Below are 18,772 nucleotides of genomic sequence, written 5' to 3'. Positions count from 1 at the left end.
TGGGGGGCCTCTGTCACCCTAAGATGCGCGGTTGAGAAAGATCGGCAACCCTCGCTTGCCGGCGTAGAGAGGACGGTAGCGTTCGGTATCGTATGTGCTAGCCACCTCCAACTTGCGCGGCCCGAGCTGAGCCTCAGGGATAGGCACCAAGTCGTAGCGGCCTTCTACCAGCGCTGACATCAGGCCCGTCCTGCCTTCCAGGACTGCATCAAAGGCCATATTGCCGAAAGTCAAAGCGACGAGTTTGTCCACGAAGTCCGGATCGCCCGATCGCAGATCATAGGTCAGGTCAGATACAATCGTCTCTTCGCCGGCGCGCCGCTTGATCTCGTCGGCAAGCGCTTCCGCGACGCTCGCCTTCTTGCGATGACCGTAGGGGTCAGGCTCGCCGTACTCCTGCACTTTGTATCCCTCCCATTCCGCGCCCTCGCTGAGCACGATCAGTGCGTAGTTGCTTGGGTTGGCTCGCTTCTCCTCGAGGAGCAATTGGATCAGCTTGTCGAGATTGACCTTGTACTCCGGTATGACGCACCGGCTTGAGGTCGCGTACGCGGTAAAGAGCGCCGAAAACCCGGCATCTCGGCCGAACACCCGAAAAATGCCAATGCGCTCATGCGAACCGACCGTGGTGCGCTGCCGCTGAATGGCATCGCTCGCTCGGGTGATCGCGGTCGAGAAGCCAATGCAATACTCGGTGTTGCGGACGTCGTTATCCATCGTCTTTGGGATGGCGATGATCTTGACGCCGAGCTTGTCGAGCCTGGCCGCATAACTGAGCGTGTCGTCTCCGCCAATGGCAATCAGGTGTTCTATGCCAAGTCCTGACAAGTTTGCGAGCACTTGGCCGGTTAGGTCCCAGGTCTTGGTTTCGCTGTCGCCGTTGTTGACGGAAAACGGTAGGTCAGTGCCAACCAGATGGTCGGGCAATTTTTTCATTTTGGACGGATTGGTGCGACTCGAGTGCAGCACGGTGCCGCCGCGCCGGTCGATGGTGCGTGTGTTTTCGCGGCTCAGCGGAATGAGATAATGAGATCTGCTTGTCGGGTCCTCGAGGTTCAGATGCGTCAAGGCCTCCCAGCCACGGCGCAGACCCACGACCTCGACGTCGTTCTCACTGCCGCGATAAGTCACGGTCTTGATGATTGCATTGAGACCGGGGACGTCGCCGCCGCCGGTGAGAATGCCAATGCGTTTTCTAGCCACGCCCACCTCCCATGGTATGTCGCCTGTGACCGCGCGTAGCGCTCGACTCGCCGCCTCCGCCTTGCGTTCCCTCCCGCAGCCGAAAACGCTTGAGCAGCGACGCGGTGTCTCGCAAGTCATCTCCAGCCCGGAATAGGGCGGCATCACGGCGCCCAGGCTCCTCAGCGATTAATGCGCCGGGCTCTGTTGTTGGGCACTTTTCGACGAGGATGCCGTTTCGCTGGGACTTGCCAACGGGTCCGTCCTGGCTTCAAGGGTGCGATTAGGACCCATTTTGAACGCCACCCAAATCACACCGGCCATCAGTAGGGAGATCACTAAAGCATCGCTCTGCGCTAATCCGGCAAACCCGAAGGCTGTAACCATAGAGAGTTCACGGATACCCCACCCCGCGATCGAGATAGGAATTGCGGCAATCAACATCACTGACGGGAGCAGCACAAACAGATCCATCAAACTGACGCGCGCGCCCACCGCTTGCGCCAGTGCGTAAGCCATCGCGATAGCGATGATATGAATTAGTAGGGACACCAAAATAACCAGGGATCCACTACTTAACGAACAGACGACGCTAGCGGCGATCTTTGCGCAGTCGTGCAGTTGGCGCAGCAACGGTACCCGGTCGAGAAGGGGCCACGTGGCGAATCCGCTAGCAACAAAGCAAAGCCCGGCGAAAAGGCCGCCACATCCGGTTGCAAGCAAGGAAACCCGTAACAGACCATCGTTGAGATAGCCAAGGCTCAGCGGCCACGTCGCGACAATTATCGTGCAGATTGCCAGCAAACCAAACCCGCGATCAATCAGGATTGAGTAAGTGGTCTCACGCCACCCCGAGTGGCGCCCAACCAGCCATAGCCGGACAGCATCACCCCCGAGCGAAGAGGGAAGAACTTGATTGAAGAAAGTTCCGATCATCACCAGTTGAAAGGCTTGGCGCCAAGTCAACGCGATCCCGCAGAAACGAGAAATCACGCGCCACCGCTCGGACATAAGCGCGGATTGCAGGAGGCATATCGCGAATGCTATTGCCAGCCAGAACGGCAAAATACCGCCGGCTCGCGCCATAAGCGCGGTCATGTCGAGGCCGCTTAATGCAATCCACAATAGCGCGACGGAGGCAGCAAGTTTAAGGACAACTGCGAGGATCTTGAAGGAATTCATTCTTCGCCAACGATACTAAGCTGCAAGGTGGACGCCAGTGTCGACCCCTGCTCGTCTACTGCAGACGATATATCAGGTGTCCGATCTCGAAATCGATCGATACAAAGGCATCCATTGGATCGCTGACACCTATATCATGGATGTTCCAGTAGGTGACGCGATCCTCCCATCCTGAAAATCTTGCTTGAAGCAATTCGCGATGCTCGGCCTCATCCAGCGCGACAACCACGTCTGCACGAGCGAGGTCGTCGACCGTGCAGGTTTCGGGTGGGCGGTCGGCCCCCAGAGGGAAAATGCCGCGCTGCCCGAGGGCGTCGCGGGTATAGGGTGACATCGGGCCGACATTCGAGGAGCCTCGTTCGAGTGCCAGGCCCCGCGATGATGCGATCCAATCCAAACCAATCAAGCTGACCCGATGGTTGAACAATTCTTCCGCAAAGCGGCTCCTATAGTAGTTTCCGGTGCATAAAAATAGGACGTGCCGCTTCATCGATTTGCCTCTAGTTGCTCTCCCATATCAGAGCTTTACGACCTTCGCGTCGCCCCTCAACGACGACTGCGAGATGTCATTGGAACAAAAGTGGAACATTGTGGTCGGTTCAGCGATGGGTATATTGGATGCGGCGCATCGTATTTGGTTGACCGCGCTAGGCTAACTTGGCATCTCAAGGCCGAAGAGGGAGCATCGTTTGCCCATCGCAGCCAATGTTCAACTGGGAGAGCGGACGCGGATTCCTCTCCCGGATCTGGTGAACCTTTATGGGTGCTCCATTGGGGATGACACCTTCATTGGCCCCTTTGTTGAAATTCAAACGGGGGCAACGATCGGGCGCCTCTGTAAAATTCAGTCGCATTCCTTTATTTGCGAAGGCGTCGACATCGGACATGAGGTTTTCGTCGGGCATGGTGTCATGTTCACCAATGATCTTTTGCCCCGCGCGACCGATGAATCCGGGCGGCGGATTACGGACGATTGGGTGATGTCGCGTACGGCGGTGGAGTTTCGTGCGTCGATCGGCAGTCGGGCCGTCATTTTGCCCGTCAGGATTGGCGCATCCTCATTGATAGGTGCCGGGTCCGTCGTAACGAAGGATGTCCCACCATATGCCATCGTGGCCGGAAATCCGGGGCGGGTGATCGGCGATGTGCGCGATAAGCGCGCTCCGCGCTAGCTGATACGGGATACCTCGTGAAAGTACCCTTCAATGATTTGACATGGCAGTGGCGCCATATCGAGGACGGCGTCAGGTCTGATTTCGACCGTGTTTTTGCAAGCAGCCAGTTCTCATCGGGCTCATTCGTCGACGCCTTCGAGCGTCAGATTGCGGAATGGTTGAATGTCCCGCACGCGATCGGCGTCAATTCGGGAACCTCGGCGCTTCATCTCGCGCTCCTCGCTGGCAACATCGGGAGTGGCGACGAAGTTCTGCTGCCTGCGCATACGTTTATCGGCAGTGCCTGGGGCATTCTGTATGTCGGCGCAGTCCCGGTGTTCTGCGATGTCGATGAGCGGACCGGAACGATCGATATCGCGGCCGCGCGTCAACTTGTAACTCCGCGGACACGCGCCATCATTCCCGTCCATCTATATGGCCAGCCGGCAAACATGGACGCGGTCGTCAGCTTCGCTCGGGATCACAATCTAAAGGTGATCGAAGACGCTGCTCAATCGATCGGCGCGACCTGGAATGGACGTTCCACCGGCACGATGGGAGATCTGGGCTGCATCAGCTTCTATCCCGGAAAAAATCTCGGAGCTGCTGGCGAGGCGGGGTTGATCGTAACCTCCGACGACAACTATGCCGGCCGCTTGCGCTCATTGCGCAATCACGCCCAGACCGAGCGATATGTTCATGCGGAGCTCGGCTTCAACTATCGAATGGACGGGCTGCAGGCTGTTGTTCTGAAACACAAGCTGCCGCTTCTCTCCACGTGGACGAAACGGCGGAACGAGCTGGCGATCAGGTATATTGCAAGCCTTCGGGGGCTGCCGCTCGAAATCCCATCCATCCGGCATCAAACGCATTGCTGGCATCTTTTTGTCATCCGCACGGACTCGCGCAACGCGCTCCGCGATGCATTGTCAAAATCCGGGATTGAGACCGGGTTGCACTATCCTGTGCCATTGCACCGGCAACCTTGCCTATCTGCCTATGTGAAGCCTGGTGCAACGTATCCGGTGGCTGACAGGTGGGCAGACGAAGGGCTTTCGCTTCCACTATTTGACGGAATGACGGACGAGCAGTTTGATTACGTGGTCAAGGCGGTCACTGCCTTCTATCAGTAGGCCGAGCAGAGCGTGCCAGATCCGCCGCGATGCCGTGGGGAAGATGATCTCATATGTCGATTTTGCCCGACATCGTCATTGGAGGTGCTCCGCGCTCGGGTACGACCTTTCTTTGCGAGGTCCTTGACAAGCATCCCGGCGTGTATTTGGCAAAGCCGATCGCGCCAGAGCCAAAAGTGCTGTTGAGTGAGCATCCTGACGGCGATGAGGGAATTCTAAAAAGATACGATCACTATTTCGCGGACGCCCCGCCGAATTTAGTGCGGATCGAGAAGACCACAAACTATTTTGAAAACGAAGATGCGCGATTGCGATTCGCGCGATTGCTGCCCAAGACCAAGCTGATCATACTGCTGCGCAATCCTGTTGACCGCGCTTATTCCAATTGGCTCTGGTCACGCAAGAATGGTCTTGAAACACTGAGCTTCGAGGAAGCCCTGAGTCTGGAAGGGAAAAGACCGAGTCCCTTGCCGCCAGGGCGGGAAGCAGCACGGCCGTTCGACTACACAACACGCGGTCGATACGGGAGTTTGGCGAGATCTTGGATTGAGGCGCTGGGTCGCGATCGCATCGGGTTCTTCATCTTCGAAGATATTTTGAGTCGACCGGAATATTTCGTTGCCGCAATCCAGGCGTTTGCAGGGTTAACGCAGCTTTCCTGGTCCGTCCTGCAGACAGGTCGCGTCAATGCGACGGAAGCCGATAGGCCTATCGATCCCGAAACGGCAAAACGACTCCGAGCATGCTTCGCGTCTGAAGTCAGAGAATTCCATGCCGTTACAGGCGTTGATGTCGCGGCCTGGGGGATTTAATCGATGAACCCGACGGCAATGCCGGCCGTCGCTGCTCGCAGCGAATTGTCGACTAGTGTAATATCTGCGCACCGCGCGCTGGGGTGGATGGCACCATAATGACAATCGGAATTGGGTTGGTGGGCTATGGCTATTGGGGACCAAACTTGCTTCGAAATTTTCGCAGCAATTTGGCTTGCCGCGTGATTGGAGTTGCCGACAAGAAAGGCGAGACTCGCGAGCGCCTCTCGGCCGCATTTCCTGATATCCAGACTTTCGAGGACGCTGAAACGCTCATCGCGCTTCGTGATGTCGATGCTGTGGTCATCGCGACTCCGGTCGCGAGCCACTACGACCTGGCGCGCCGGGCGCTCGATGCTGGGAAACATGTGCTGGTTGAAAAGCCGATGTGCGCTACAGTGGACGAAGCGCAGGACCTTGTTGAGCGGGCGGAGCGGAAGTCCCTGGTTCTCATGGTCGATCATACCTTTCTGTTCACCGGTGCGGTCCAGATGATCAAAAAACTGGTCGCGCGGTCGGCGCTCGGTCAGGTCTGCTATTTCGATTCGCTGCGTGTGAACCTCGGTCTTTTCCAGCCCGATGTGAATTGCCTCTGGGATCTGGCGCCTCACGATCTGTCGATCATCAATCATTTGATCGATGACGAGCTGATCGATATCGAGGCCTCCGGCTACTGTCACGTGAATCATGACGCGCCCGACATGGTGTATCTCACGCTGCATTTCCGGAAGAACTGCATTGCGCATTTGAACCTGAGCTGGATGTCGCCGGTCAAAATCCGGCGTTTCACGATCGGGGGAGCTGACAAGATGCTCGTGTGGGACGATCTGGACGAGGATCAGAAGATCAAGATCTACAGCTCTGGCATTCACTTTCAGCCCGAAGAGCAACGCTCGATGATCATTCCGCAGTACAGAATCGGCGATATCCATTCGCCGCGTTTGCAGAAGACGGAAGCGCTTGTCGGCGTCGCGCAACACTTTGCCGACGTCATTCAAGGCGAGACGCTGTCGATCATGGATGGGGTCCAGGGTCTGAAGATCGTGCAAACCCTGGAAATGGCGCAATCGCGAATTGATGACAATTTGAGACGCGTCCGGTCACGGCGAGCCATGCCGCAATGACCGCGCGGATACTCGTTACCGGCGGAGCCGGATTCATCGGGAGCCACCTCGTCGATCAGCTCATCGATGAAGCGCGGCCGGTTACTGTCCTGGACGATTTTTCCGTCGGCTTCGAAAGCAATCTCGTCGACGCAAACGGGAAGGGTGATGTTCGCGTCGTGCGAGGGTCGGTGACGGATCCGGAGGCGGTGGCGGATGCGTTCGATCACTGCGAGGTCGTCTATCATCTTGCGACACAATGTGTACGCCGATCACTCACGAGGCCGATGGAATCCCATGACGTGAACGCGACGGGAACCATCACCGTTCTGGAAGAGGCGCGGCGGCGGCGGGTCCGCCGCTTTGTGTATTGCTCCAGTTCGGAGGTTTACGGAAACGCGTCGCGGGGGGAGTTGCGTGAAGACGTCACCGTTTGCTGTCCGATGACGGCTTACGGCGCTTCGAAGCTGGCAGGAGAGCTATATACTGAGGCCTATCTGCGAACCTACGGTCTGCCCACGACCGTCGTTCGCCCCTTCAATGCCTATGGGCCGCGTGCGTACCAGACCGGCGTCCGCGCCGAGGTGCTGCCGCGGTTTGTCGGACGAGTTCTGAACGGGCTTAGTCCGGTTGTGTTCGGCGATGGCAAGAACGCTCGCGATTTTACTTATGTCACCGAGATCGCACGTGGGATCAGGCTGGCCGGCGAAACCGATGCCGTTATCGGCCAGCGCGTCAATGTCGCGCGCGGCGTGCCAGTCACGGTGAACGATCTGGCGCGGGAAGTTCTGACGGCTTTGTCGCGAAACGATCTCACGATTGAATATCGGGGCGATCGTCCGGGCGACGTGGCCTATCTGCATGCCGACACCGGGAAGGCAGAAACCTTGCTTGGCTACAAGGCCAAAGTCGAGCTTCACACCGGGGTGCGTGACTACATCGATTGGGTTCGCGCGACTATCGACCCGAAGGATTTGCTGGAGCAGAAGGTCGAGAACTGGATGATGGAAGGCGATGTCGATGCCATCCGCTTCTGAAGTTGCTTTTAGCCGGCCGTGCTTTGGAATCGAAGAAGAGGAAGCGGCAGCGCGGGCGATCCGCAGCCGCTGGGTGGTTGGCGGACCCAGCCTTGCCGAATTTGAGAAGCGGTTTGCCGAAGTCTGCGGCGCCGAGAATGCTGTCGGGGTGTCGTCCTGGACGACGGGAGCGTTTCTGCTGCTGAAGGCATTGGGAATTGGTCCGGGCGATGAAGTTATCGTGCCGTCACTGACGTTTATAGCCTCCGTCAACGTCATTGTTCATGCAGGCGCCACACCGGTGTTTGCAGACATCGATCCGGGGACATTCAATATCGATCCGGATGACACCGAGCGCAAGATCACGCCAAGAACGCGGGCCATACTGCCTGTCGACCAGATTGGCTTGCCGTGTGAAATCGATCGTTTTCAGGTGTTGGCGGCTGCGAAGAATCTCATTCTTATCCAGGACGCTGCCTGTTCGTTCGGAAGCAAGTTTCGCGGAGCCCCGGCCGGTTCGCATGCTCCATATTCCGTTTTCAGCCTTCACGCCCGGAAAGTGATTACAACGGGTGAGGGCGGTATGATCGTGACCAACGATGGGGAGCTATCGGCAAAACTTCGCCGCCTGCGCCATCAAGGAATGTCGCTGAGCGACTATCAGCGGCACGCAAGCTCGCCGACCACGTTCGAATCCTATCCGGAAATCGGTTATAATTTTCGTATCACCGATATCCAGGCTGCAATCGGCGTGGCGCAGATACAGAAACTCGACGCGTTTCTTGCGCGCCGTCGTGCGATCGCGCAAATCTATTTAGACGGTTTGAAGAATCACACAACTGTCGTAGCGCCGGGCTTGCCACAGCATGTCACGCCGAACTGGCAATCGTTTCAGGTGCGGGTGCGCGACGGCCAGCCCTCGACCCGAAACGCGCTCATGGAGCATTTTTATCGGCATGGTGTGGCGACACGCCGCGGCGTCATGGCATCGCACCTTGAAGAGCCCTATCGTCACATGGGTGCGCGCTTGCCGCATACAGAAGCCGTGGCTGCATCGTCACTGCAATTGCCGATCTTCCCCGAAATGGCCCATTCAGACGCCGAGCGAGTCCTCGAGGTCTTATCGAATTTTGAGAATTGAGCAGTACAATTACATTGCGACCTCTGCTCTGATCGAATGCTTAGTTCCGACTTGCTATGGCTGTTCGTTTGAAAACGAGCAGGCGATGGATGGGCTTGAGTATTGATGCTCGCGGCCAATTTGAATCTTCCACCAGATCGAGGCCGGCGTTTTGCATTTGCTCGATCCATTGCGGTCCATGCAAGCGTTCGGGAATGATCCGGAGATAGCCAACACGCTCGGCGATGATATGCGCGGGTTCGGTCGGATAGATTGCCTGAGCGACCCGGACAGCGATGGAGTCCGCCGCGGATGGCATCGCTCGCCAGAGGCGGCGCTGGCCGATAAGAAGCCGATTCGTAAAATTGTCCTGCGGCATGGTGGCGATCAGAAGCCCGCCTGGAGCTATGTCGGCCGCAAGCTTCGCGGCGAGTCGGTTGTGATCTCCGGCTATCAGGTGCAGCACGCTTTCTGCAAGAATCACGTCAAACGAGCCACATCGGGCTTGCAAGTAGTCTGTGGTCTCGAATGTCAAACCATCGCTGCCACCAGGGTCAGCTTTCGCCCGCGCCGCAGCGGTCTGGATGTTGAAGGGCGAGATGTCGACCCCGGTCAGGGACACACGAGGTCGCTTCCGGCGAAGTTCGAGCAAGAGATCGCCGGCGCCACACCCAACATCCAGGACACGAAGCGTGTCGCTGCCGGGCATGCGTTCAAGCGCGGCATTGAGGAACAGACAAATACTATCCTTGCGCCCGGTGAAGGCCGTTTTTTCAAACGATCGGCCTGCTCCGCTCTTCACGCCGACTGCCGGTCCAGCTGTGCGACGAGGTCGACCGGTCGAAGGAATTCGAAGCGACCGTCGGAAGCGATCGTCTCGATGAATTCGCGATAGGCTTTGAGCATTGGCGGATTTCCGGAAAAGCCGCGCTCGCAGTGCGTTAGCAGGCATACGATCCCGCCGCTGCTGGCGATCAGGTGAGCGGCCCTGATCCATGTCGAGAGAATCCGGGTCGGGCTGTAGCCAAGGAATTGCAGGCTGCCGTCGCGCGGCATCGAGAGCGGAAGTTCCCACATCGTGCCGATCTTCCAGGGGCGGGCGCTGGCGCATCCGTTATTGGGAACCGGGAACAGTCCGCCGGATGTCGGAATGCTGCTGTCGTAGCGATAGTGGGAAGCAAGCTCCTCGATCATAACCTTCGTGCGCACGAGCGAGGGCGCGCGATAGCCGGCCGTCTTAAATTCCGCTCCCACCTTTGCGCCGGCTGCGAGGCGGACTTGCCGTTCTGTCGCTGGCGCAAAGGGCGTCCGGTTCGAGTGATCGTAGCCATGAATGCCAATTTCATGGCCGCGCTTGCAAATCTCCGAGGTCAAGCCCCTGTCGATCGGCCAGGCGCAGGGTACGATATAGTTTGCCGAGCGGGCACCGTGGTCTTCCTCGATGGGGAGAAACCATTTGACCAGGTTGGTAAGTCCTTCCGCACTGTCGATATCGTGCGTGAGGAGGACCGGCGTTCGTGCAGGCTTTTGAAACGGCACGCCGCCGAGGTCTGCCACGGCATCTGCCGAAAGGTCCACTGGCCAGCCCGGGAAACTGGCCCACTGGGATTGCCGGTAGCGCTGCATCCGCCCGATGCCGCGCCCGATGGCTCGGCGGAGTGGCCCCGGAATATTTCGATAATTCACCGGCAATCGTGCCGATGTCGGTGGCCTGGACAGATAAGCGTTGCGCTCCCGGAGAAACACCGCGCTTGCTTGCGCTTGCGACCGTACTGCGCTGTCATGCCAGTCGGCGGCGCCATTGCCGATCATCGCGGCCATCTGTGTCGGCAGCATGATATCAAGCCCGTCCGCCCAAGATGCAGCCGCGGGTAAGTCCTGGCCGCCTAGCCGCACTTTGATCAGCGAGGTCTCAGACATTGCCTTCTGGTCTCAGCGGTGCTGGCTTGGTTCGCTTCGAAACGAAATATAATGGTCGTCTCTTTGTCTCGATGAAAATGCGATAAAGATATTCGGCGAGCATTCCAACCATCATGAACAGCAATCCGAACAACACTGTCATCATGGTCATGATTCCGGTCCAGCCCGGTTCTACGTCTGTGACTGACCAGGTTATCAGTAGATAGAGCAGGAACAGGATACTGCCGGTGAAGACGGTGAAACCAAGCATCGCGACGAACTTCGCAGGGACCGGCGAAAAGCCAATAAAGACGTCGTAGGCGGTGTTTAGCATCTGGCCAAATGACCATCGTGTGGCGCCGTGGATGCGTGCTTTTCGGTCATAGGGGACGGTGGCCTGGTTGAAACCCGTCCATGCGACGAGAGCGAACGTGACACGGTTATGCTCACGGTATTGCAGAAAGCAGTCGAATGCGGTGCGATCCATGAGCAGGAAGCTGCCCGTCCTGAATCTTGAATTCTTCGGCATCGCATAGCGTCTTAGGACGTAATTCAGGATGTGCGACGCGGTTTTGCGTGGCCAACTGTCGGCACGTTCACGACGTGCGCCCCAGACGATATCGGCGCCGTTACGCCATTCCCGGATAAAATCGAGAACGGTTTCGGGAGAATCCTGAAGATCGCAAGCCAGCGTGGCGACGACGTCCTGATTGGGTTCGACATGATCGAAGCCGGCCGTAAGGGCGTAATGGGCACCGAAATTCCGCGACAGCCGAACTCCGGAAAAACGAGACGACCTCTGTGCCAGTGTTTCGATCTTGGCCCAACTGTCATCGGATGACCCATCGTCGACAAAAATAACGCGGCCGTCGATCTCGGGATCGGCGAAAATAACCCGGGTGACGGCATCCGCACATGCGTCAATATTCGGTGACTCATTGAATACCGGAGTAATCAGGGTTAGCCGCGCGGGGCGTGCTCTCTCGCTGGTCATCTTGAGCCGTACGAAATGTGCCTGATAGCTTCTGGAATAAGCCTCTGCATAACTTTCAACTCGCACCAAGTCCACCGTCAGGACGGTAAAATTCACTTCCTGTGCGGGCTAAGCGCCTCATTCGGGGAAGCAGCTATGCCGCGACGCGAGAGACCGCATCGTTCACTTTTCCGTACCCTTGATGCGAGTGTCCGATCTCTCCGGAGATGGCGGTCATACAGCTTCTAGATTTCTTGTCTTGCGTGTCACCGTAAAGATGCTTGGTGCAATCCCGAGCATGGAGCGGCGCCCGATAAACGGAAAATCAAGAAACTTGATCGGAAAAAAGACCAGACAAAAAATCAGGTACAGAAATGCCTTGAGGCGCTCATTTCCCAATGAAAAAATCACGGCCAGGACTTCGGTCAGCAGCAGAGTCAGTAACGTGAATGGACCTGTTGCGTTACGTTGCTCCAGCAATTCAAAGCCCGGAAAGAGAGTGGCCGCGCCGACGTGTGTCAGCCTCTGATAGTCATGAGGGGAGGCGTGAAACGGAAACATGAACGGGATCAGGTGCGCCGCCAAACCGTTTTCGCGCGTCGCTCGTGCGAGATTTTTGCAAATCTGCGTCAACCCGGGAACGTGCTCAAGAACGGACCGCGATATGAAAGCATCGACGGATTCATCCCGGAACGGCAGATTGCTCAAATCGCATACGATGTCGGTTGCGGCATAATCGAACAGGTCTATCGTAACGATCTGCGGATCGATTCGGTGGTTGCCCGCTCCGATATCGATGACAAGTTGTTTCTCCGGGTCCGAGAAGCGCAAAACGGCGGCGCGATAGTTGAACGGAAACGTCGGTGCGAAGACCGTAATCCCCAAAGCGTAGTAGGCTTTTCCCAAGATCTTCTTTAGCCGATATTTGACGATATCGAGTTCGTCCGTCGCGTCGGGAACTTCGATGAAATAGATTTTTCCGCCCCTGACAGGATATTCCGCCGAACATGTGGAGCAGCGAAGGGAGGATGGGGTGTCGGTGAGATCAGCCCGGCATACCGGACAGCAGAGCGCCTCGCGCACTTTCGCCAAACGCGTTTCCTGTTGGCGATCTGTCGTGCCTGTCAATCGCAACACGTTCCATTCCACTGTTTCGTCGGCTGTGACGCGTTTCCTAGCTGACGCGATTGGGGATAATTCGATCCGGATACCATAGAATGGTGCGGGAGTGGAACATTTTGCAATTCAACCCATTCCGGCCTAGGACTTTGATCAGAGCTCGGGTTGCTGTCGGCGGCCGTGGCGGAGCCAGTCGCGACAGGGATGCATAGCGTGAGTGCGAAACCAGAGGATACAGACGGGTTGCTGGTCTGGAAATTCTGGCGTGCTGCAGGCTACCTTCTGGTCGTCCTGAATGTGGGTCTCTTTGTTTTATTTTGTACGCGCGGTCTCGATCTGACCGACGAAGGCTTTTACTTGAACTGGATCAAGGATCCCTGGGAATACTCCTTTTTCCTCACCGCGACCGGATTTTTCTTTCATCCTCTCGCGCTGATTTTTCCGGACAACATCGTTGCCTGGCGGTGGGCTGGCGGTGCTCTTCTCCTCGGTTCAGCCTTTGCACTCGGCTGCAGCATTCGATCGTATGTCTATCGGTGGCTTCCCGAGAAGCCGGAATTGCCGTTGTCGGCTGTTCTGACTCTGTCCACGACGGTCCTTTTCTTTTATAGCTGGTGGCTGCCTTCTCCCGGATACAATCTGCTGAATCTCGCGGGATGTTTGTTATTCACCGCCGGCTTGCTGTTTAGCGCTGGCGGCGATGACCGCGTGTATGGCTTTCGGATGGTATCGAGTGCTGGGCTGACCAGCTTGGGTGCGATTGCAATCTGGATGGCGAGGCCTTCGACCGCTTTCCCGATGGCGCTGTTCGCCATGATTTTTCTGGTTGTCCATAAGCGGCGCGAGGTCCTTGTTTCGCTGATCTGGGCAACGTTTCTGACTTTGATTTTCAGTGCGGTGATCGCGCTTGCGATTGGCGGGACATTTCAAGGTTTGGTCGATCACTACCGTCTGGGTTTTGACTTGATTAGCCTGTTGAGGCCGCCTTTCTTGCCTTCGATCAGGGATCAGTTCTGGTATACGTTTTCGCACTTCGACTGGATTTTCTTTCTCGGCGCTGCGGCGATTGCTTTTCTGATTATTCAACTGGGGCGTCTGGATAGAACCGGTCCATGGCTCCATGGGCTTGCGGCGCTGGCTGTTGTGGCAGTCAGCATCTGCATCGGAATGAAAATCGTTGCCGACGACGGTGGTCGGTCGGTCGCACGATTGGTTCCCTTAAGCACGGTCATCGCGCTTCTTGTTATCTCCATCTTTCGGGCATCGAAGCTCAATCTCGCGTTCATTCTCGTCCTCATTGCGGCATCGGTGCTTGTCTGGTGGAGTCTCTCCTCGGTACTGACGATAGTCATTCTGGCCAGTTTGCTGCTGGCCTTGATCAGCCGATCTCTCGATAGCGACGATAGAGCCAAGGCATGTTGGACGGCGCTGCTGCTTTGCTGGGTTCCGATCGCCTTCGGGTTTGGCAGCGGAAACACCATCGATCTGTTGAGCGGACTTGCTTCGGTATTCTGGATGGCAGTTGTCTTTTTACTGGCAATGGCTTTGCTTACGACTGCGCACGGTCGGATCGTCGAATGGATCGGCGTCGGATTTGTCTGCGCAACGTTTGTGGCGCTGGTCGGAGCGGCATCGAAGCCCTACCGCTTGACGCATCCCTTGTGGGCGCAGAACGAGTGCACCTGGATCGGACGTTCAAGCCTTCCCATATGTCTCGATCCGGCCTCGGTCCGTTATTTTCGCCAAATCGAAAAGGCGGCTCTCATGTCGGGTTTTGCCAGATCAACGCCGATTATCGATTTGACGGGAACCGCACCCTCGACCATTTTCTTTTTGGAAGGCTTGCCGATCGGTTCGGCTTGGCTGTTGGGCGGCTATCCAAACAGCGAAGAGTTCACACGAAGGGCGCTTGATATGGTCCCGCGCGATCAGCTTGGCCGTGCCTGGGTACTAACGGCACCGGAGGGCCACCGACCGATTCCAGACACTGTGATGAAGGCTGTGGGTTTGAACTTTCCTCTCGATTACGAAGAGATTGTTCGAAGCCGGACGGAATACGAAAACGAAACCCATGTTCTTTGGAAGCCTAAGTCAAAATAGTTATTTTGGTAAATTTTATTCGTTGCGTGTACGTAACGCCAACGACGGCGAGGTGGAGGAACGGTCGTTTGGGTAAGAGAATGCCCGTTCTGGTGTGTTTCTTTGTTAGTCTACAATGCTCCGCAGGTGAATTCGCATGAGAATCTGGCTGGTCAATACAGGCGAGGAAATTCCGTCGGACACCGGCAAGCCGCGTCTCCTGAGAACGGGTATCATGGCGGAGCGGCTGGCCCGCCGCGGCCATGAGGTAACTTGGTGGAATTCCACGGTTAACCATCAGAGAAAGGAACAGCGCGCGTCGACGACGACGATCGCGGACAAGCCTGAAGGTTACAAGCTGGTGCTGCTCTACGGCCGGCTCTATTCGAAGAATGTATCGATAAGGCGTATCGTTAGTCATGTGCAGAACGCACGTGCCTTTGAACAACTGGCACCGACGATGCCTCGTCCGGATTTGATCTTGTGCGGATATCCGCCGATTGAACTGGCTGAAGCCGCCGTTCGTTTTGCCCGCTCGAACAGCGTTCCAGTCGCCGTCGATTTCAGGGACATGTGGCCTGACATCATCGCAGAGTATGCTTCGGGTCTGAGCCGCATCGCCGCGATTCCCGCGGTCGCCTATTGGAACAGGTCGCTTCGCTATAGCGTGCAAAACGCAACCGCGATTCTGGGGGTAACAGAGGGCTACGTCGATTGGGCGCTCCAGCGTGGCGGGCGTCCGCGCGGTCCGCTCGACAAGGCCTTTCATCTCGCGATAAACCCCAGCCGTCCGGAACGATCGGACATTCTAAACGCCGAACGTTTTTGGGATGCGCAAGGAGTTTCGGCGGACAGCCAGGATACGATTGGATGTTATGCGGGCGCTTTAAGCCGCCGCCTTGATCTCAAAACCCTTGTAGGTGGCGCGATGCATCTTTCGGAAGAAGAAAAGAGCAAGTCGAAACTGATCATTTGCGGCAAGGGAGACCAGCAGGAGGAGCTAAAGCAGCTTGCCCAAGGACAGAAGCATGTCTTCCTTGCCGGATGGCGAAACGCCGCCGAGATTCATGTTCTTTTACGCCGGTGCCATTACGGAACGTTCCCGTACCGTTCGACGCCTGACTTTGTCAATCATTACCCCAACAAAATCGGAGAGTGCCTCGGCGCCGGACTGCCGATCATGACCGGTCTAACGGGGTTGGTTCGCTCGCTCCTGGAACCGCGTGGTTTGGGATATTTCTATGAAGAGGGCGACGTGCGCTCCGCCGCCGATTGTCTACGACGCATCACCGCTGATCGTCCGAACCTTGATTGCAGGCGCAGAGATGCGATTCAAGTCTATCATGAACTGTTCGATCCGGACCAGATATACGATAGCTTTTGCGAGCACCTGGAGCACATCGCGGCAGCCTGATTCTGAATTGTTCTCAACAATGGACTCTTTTTCTGAGATGATTGCCTCATGTATTGGAAATTGAAGGCGATGGCGTTCCTGGCGTTCGATGTCCTCCCCGGAGGAGATAGAGCGCATCGGTTGATACAACGTCGGCTGACTGGCTCGGCCGAGCGGGATATGTCTGGCGACAACAATCGATATCAAACAGTTTTCTTTCGGCACCTGAATGAGTTTAGAAAATGCGGAAAGCCTTTGGAGGATATCAGCTATCTAGAATTCGGTGCCGGGTATGATCTGGCCGCGAATATTTTCTATTATTGCATGGGCATTGAACGTCAGACGCTCGTCGACATCGTTCCGATTATGCAGCGGGATCAGGTTGAGCGAATGGTGCGCTGGTATCAGAAGCACCCGCCTGCCGGCGCTGTCAGATCTCCGGTACACGACTTGGCCAAGATGGGGATCGAATATAAAGCCCCGATGAGACTGCAGGATCTGCACCGAAAGTTCGACGTCATATCAACGATAGATACGATGGAGCATATCCCGGCTTCTGAGGTGCCGGAAATCGCCAGATGCTGCAAGAATCTTTTGAGGGATCGCGGTGTTTGCGTGATGAGTATCGACTATACCGACCACTATTCTCACGCTGATAGCTCCATTACTCCATATAATTTTCTGCGCTATTCTGATGCTGGCTGGCGTCCTTACAATTCGTCCCGCCAGTACCAGAGTCGTTCAAGACACCCAACGTATCGCGAGGCCTTTTCATCCGCTGGTCTGACAATAGACGAGATATACATAGAGCTTCCGGATGGTTGGGAAACTCGCCTCGCGCGAGTTCCGTTACATTCGGATTTTAGAGGAATGTCGCCCCGCGATATCGCGATTCAACGCGCCACACTGTCGATGCGCTAGTCTAGCTAGTAGGAAGCAGGAGCCCGTGCGGCCCAGTTGATCGGCCGTTCTTCGCTTTAATGGCGGCTGCGCCCTCGCATCAAGGCAGTATTCGCAGCCGGGGATTTCAAGAGTCGGCATATATGGCAGCCAGTTTTGGTCCCGAAGATCACGGGTAGTTTAGCTGGGTGCCGGCGCGCGCGCCGTGCCGACTGCTTGGAGCAGGCTCGGGCAGGTACTCCATGTCAATGCAACGAACCAGAATAATCGGAAGTCATAAAAATCGCCGGCGGCCAGGCTGGAAAGAAAAATGAAAATTCCGAACCCGCCCAGGGCAAGCAGCGCGGGTTCGCGGCCGATAAACCGAAAGAAACCTGCGACCGAAAATACCAACGCTACGATAAGAAGACCAAGACCGATAATTCCGGCATTGTAGAGCAGCTCGACGACGACATTGTGCGGATAGTTGTATTGTTCGAGCCGGTAGCCCTCGCCGGGATTAAGGGCAAGTACGCGAAAATTCGCGATTCCATGACCGAACAGAGTGGGAGCCTCCAGCGCCTTGAACAGAAAGAATAGGCGCTGGGTTCTATCCATTATCGTTTTTTTGTGACAAGTTACGGTTGCCTGCTCTGTTCCCTTTGGATTGTCCAGGACGCACCAGCGAAATTCAGTCAGGAAGCTGAATCCCGGCGCGAGAAAGTTGTTTTTGCTCAGTCGTCGATTATCGGATGTGGCTTTTCCCCAAGTTTCCGTGCTGCCTGATATCTGATCTGCGCCAGCCTCGTCCGAGGATGAGGAGAACTGATAACGCTTTTCTATTTTCGCGAAATCTTCTTCGGTGGGAGCGGTTTGCTGGGAAGAGAAGGCTGCATTGGTTCGTGTGTAAAAATTGCTCGCTAGGAACGTATGCCAACCGGCGAACACAAGAAAGGAGATTATGATCAGCGTTGCGAGGGGACGCCAATTGCGCTGAGCGATCAGTCCTGCGGCGAGTACCAGAAGGACAATTATAGTCGCCCCATAGGCAGACTTTGACAGAGAGGCCAGAGTCGCAAACAGGAAAATGCCAAGAAGAATAATTCCGACGGCCGGATAGTATTTATTGCGCAAGATCACCCACAAGGCGCAACTGAAACCCAGGAACTCAAGCCGGTAAAACGTCAACGGACCGCCGATCGCGGCCCATCCCACGCCATTCAGTCCAGGGTTTGTTGCAACACCCGTAAGCGCAAGGACAAAAAGAACCCCGCTTGCGATTAGAATCGTCGCGCCACAGATTGCTAGTCTGGCTGCATCGGACGCAACGATCAGCATGAGGAAGCAGAGAATAACGAGATAGATCAGGTCAACGACCTTCAGAGCGGTGAGATCTGTTGCACCGAACGGCGCGCGCAGAATGAGGTAGGCAACCAGGATGAAAATGCTGCCGAAGGTGTACGCGTTCCAACGGTTCCAGCGTATCGAGCTAGCCAGCGGCAGGAGAAGGCCGGCTGCCGCAATCGTTGCCCATAGTCTTATCTCGAGAAGCCATGACGGAAATACGTCGCCGAGAAGTTTTGTTGCCGCTAGTTTTCCTGATATCGCAGCGGTCACAAAAAAGGCTGTTCCCAGGAGGTCTCGTCGAACGACAAGTATTTGCAATTGGGAAAGCCGTGCTGTGAAAGGCATCAAGGTCCTGTTTCACTGGTCGGATCGGTGGCATGG

General features: G+C 56.3%; 17 protein-coding genes. 9 read left to right on the top strand and 8 right to left on the bottom strand.

The window, feature by feature from the left end; all coding sequences use genetic code 11:
• Positions 1-18: 18 nt before the first annotated feature.
• From AC1RT6_RS10915 to AC1RT6_RS10905, 3 genes are all read right to left on the bottom strand, one after another.
• Complete coding sequence (locus AC1RT6_RS10915) at positions 19-1,203, bottom strand: 6-phosphofructokinase (protein WP_472790480.1); 1,185 nt, start codon at positions 1,201-1,203, stop codon at positions 19-21.
• Between the two features lie 168 nt (positions 1,204-1,371).
• A complete protein-coding gene (locus tag AC1RT6_RS10910) occupies positions 1,372-2,364 on the bottom strand; it encodes a lysylphosphatidylglycerol synthase transmembrane domain-containing protein (RefSeq protein ID WP_472790478.1) in 993 nt (330 codons plus the stop codon).
• Positions 2,365-2,419: 55 nt separating this feature from the next.
• The gene (locus AC1RT6_RS10905; protein ID WP_472790476.1) at positions 2,420-2,854 is read right to left on the bottom strand and encodes an arsenate-mycothiol transferase ArsC; all 435 of its coding nucleotides are present in this window, start codon (positions 2,852-2,854) and stop codon (positions 2,420-2,422) included.
• Between the two features lie 199 nt (positions 2,855-3,053).
• Here AC1RT6_RS10905 and AC1RT6_RS10900 point away from each other — a divergent pair, with 199 nt between their 5' ends.
• The 6 genes from AC1RT6_RS10900 to AC1RT6_RS10875 all read left to right on the top strand — a co-directional run bounded on the left by AC1RT6_RS10900 (position 3,054) and on the right by AC1RT6_RS10875 (position 8,723).
• A complete protein-coding gene (locus AC1RT6_RS10900; protein ID WP_472790474.1) occupies positions 3,054-3,536 on the top strand; it encodes an acyltransferase in 483 nt (160 codons plus the stop codon).
• A 17-nt stretch (positions 3,537-3,553) separates the two neighbouring features.
• The gene (locus tag AC1RT6_RS10895) at positions 3,554-4,651 is read left to right on the top strand and encodes a DegT/DnrJ/EryC1/StrS family aminotransferase (RefSeq protein WP_472790472.1); all 1,098 of its coding nucleotides are present in this window, start codon (positions 3,554-3,556) and stop codon (positions 4,649-4,651) included.
• Between the two features lie 53 nt (positions 4,652-4,704).
• Complete coding sequence (locus AC1RT6_RS10890) at positions 4,705-5,463, top strand: sulfotransferase family protein (RefSeq protein ID WP_493029492.1); 759 nt, start codon at positions 4,705-4,707, stop codon at positions 5,461-5,463.
• A 98-nt stretch (positions 5,464-5,561) separates the two neighbouring features.
• Positions 5,562-6,587 (top strand): Gfo/Idh/MocA family protein, encoded by a 1,026-nt coding sequence (locus tag AC1RT6_RS10885; protein WP_425905847.1) that lies wholly within the window; start codon positions 5,562-5,564, stop codon positions 6,585-6,587.
• Complete coding sequence (locus AC1RT6_RS10880) at positions 6,584-7,603, top strand: NAD-dependent epimerase/dehydratase family protein (protein ID WP_472790468.1); 1,020 nt, start codon at positions 6,584-6,586, stop codon at positions 7,601-7,603. Before AC1RT6_RS10885 ends, AC1RT6_RS10880 begins: the two co-directional genes overlap by 4 nt.
• Positions 7,587-8,723, top strand: a complete 1,137-nt coding sequence (locus AC1RT6_RS10875; protein ID WP_472790466.1) for a DegT/DnrJ/EryC1/StrS family aminotransferase — start codon at positions 7,587-7,589, stop codon at positions 8,721-8,723. Before AC1RT6_RS10880 ends, AC1RT6_RS10875 begins: the two co-directional genes overlap by 17 nt.
• A gap of 40 nt (positions 8,724-8,763) precedes the next feature.
• Here the strand turns inward: AC1RT6_RS10875 and AC1RT6_RS10870 are convergent, their stop codons facing one another.
• From AC1RT6_RS10870 to AC1RT6_RS10855, 4 genes are all read right to left on the bottom strand, one after another.
• The gene (locus AC1RT6_RS10870; RefSeq protein ID WP_472790465.1) at positions 8,764-9,504 is read right to left on the bottom strand and encodes a class I SAM-dependent methyltransferase; all 741 of its coding nucleotides are present in this window, start codon (positions 9,502-9,504) and stop codon (positions 8,764-8,766) included.
• Positions 9,501-10,622 (bottom strand): polysaccharide deacetylase family protein, encoded by a 1,122-nt coding sequence (locus AC1RT6_RS10865; protein WP_472790463.1) that lies wholly within the window; start codon positions 10,620-10,622, stop codon positions 9,501-9,503. The genes AC1RT6_RS10870 and AC1RT6_RS10865 overlap by 4 nt, the downstream gene beginning before the upstream one ends.
• Entirely contained in the window at positions 10,615-11,691 is a 1,077-nt protein-coding gene (locus tag AC1RT6_RS10860) for a glycosyltransferase family 2 protein (RefSeq protein ID WP_493029491.1), read from the bottom strand. The genes AC1RT6_RS10865 and AC1RT6_RS10860 overlap by 8 nt, the downstream gene beginning before the upstream one ends.
• 117 nt (positions 11,692-11,808) lie before the next feature.
• A complete protein-coding gene (locus AC1RT6_RS10855; protein WP_472790459.1) occupies positions 11,809-12,480 on the bottom strand; it encodes a methyltransferase domain-containing protein in 672 nt (223 codons plus the stop codon).
• A gap of 426 nt (positions 12,481-12,906) precedes the next feature.
• On the opposite strand from AC1RT6_RS10855, the gene AC1RT6_RS10850 reads away from it, so the two are divergent.
• The 3 genes from AC1RT6_RS10850 to AC1RT6_RS10840 all read left to right on the top strand — a co-directional run bounded on the left by AC1RT6_RS10850 (position 12,907) and on the right by AC1RT6_RS10840 (position 17,086).
• The gene (locus tag AC1RT6_RS10850) at positions 12,907-14,793 is read left to right on the top strand and encodes a hypothetical protein (protein ID WP_472790457.1); all 1,887 of its coding nucleotides are present in this window, start codon (positions 12,907-12,909) and stop codon (positions 14,791-14,793) included.
• 136 nt (positions 14,794-14,929) lie between these two features.
• Positions 14,930-16,186, top strand: coding sequence for a glycosyltransferase (locus AC1RT6_RS10845; RefSeq protein ID WP_472790455.1), 1,257 nt, complete (start codon positions 14,930-14,932; stop codon positions 16,184-16,186).
• Positions 16,187-16,234: 48 nt separating this feature from the next.
• Positions 16,235-17,086 (top strand): methyltransferase domain-containing protein, encoded by an 852-nt coding sequence (locus tag AC1RT6_RS10840; RefSeq protein ID WP_493029490.1) that lies wholly within the window; start codon positions 16,235-16,237, stop codon positions 17,084-17,086.
• A 159-nt stretch (positions 17,087-17,245) separates the two neighbouring features.
• On the opposite strand, the gene AC1RT6_RS10835 is transcribed toward AC1RT6_RS10840, so the two are convergent.
• Positions 17,246-18,661, bottom strand: a complete 1,416-nt coding sequence (locus tag AC1RT6_RS10835; RefSeq protein WP_472790451.1) for an O-antigen ligase family protein — start codon at positions 18,659-18,661, stop codon at positions 17,246-17,248.
• Between the last annotated feature and the right edge of the window lie 111 nt (positions 18,662-18,772).

Source organism: Nitrobacter sp. MLSD-S21 (assembly GCF_058809865.1).
This window is presented reverse-complemented; position numbering and strand designations above follow the sequence as displayed.

What these genes read in the sequence shown, in the direction of transcription:
- AC1RT6_RS10910 (WP_472790478.1), bottom strand. Translation starts at nt 2,364, where the DNA reads ATGAATTCCTTCAAGATCCTCGCAGTTGTCCTTAAACTTGCTGCCTCC.
- AC1RT6_RS10905 (WP_472790476.1), bottom strand. Translation starts at nt 2,854, where the DNA reads ATGAAGCGGCACGTCCTATTTTTATGCACCGGAAACTACTATAGGAGC.
- AC1RT6_RS10890 (WP_493029492.1), top strand. Translation starts at nt 4,705, where the DNA reads ATGTCGATTTTGCCCGACATCGTCATTGGAGGTGCTCCGCGCTCGGGT.
- AC1RT6_RS10885 (WP_425905847.1), top strand. Translation starts at nt 5,562, where the DNA reads ATGACAATCGGAATTGGGTTGGTGGGCTATGGCTATTGGGGACCAAAC.
- AC1RT6_RS10880 (WP_472790468.1), top strand. Translation starts at nt 6,584, where the DNA reads ATGACCGCGCGGATACTCGTTACCGGCGGAGCCGGATTCATCGGGAGC.
- AC1RT6_RS10875 (WP_472790466.1), top strand. Translation starts at nt 7,587, where the DNA reads ATGCCATCCGCTTCTGAAGTTGCTTTTAGCCGGCCGTGCTTTGGAATC.
- AC1RT6_RS10865 (WP_472790463.1), bottom strand. Translation starts at nt 10,622, where the DNA reads ATGTCTGAGACCTCGCTGATCAAAGTGCGGCTAGGCGGCCAGGACTTA.
- AC1RT6_RS10845 (WP_472790455.1), top strand. Translation starts at nt 14,930, where the DNA reads ATGAGAATCTGGCTGGTCAATACAGGCGAGGAAATTCCGTCGGACACC.
- AC1RT6_RS10840 (WP_493029490.1), top strand. Translation starts at nt 16,235, where the DNA reads ATGTATTGGAAATTGAAGGCGATGGCGTTCCTGGCGTTCGATGTCCTC.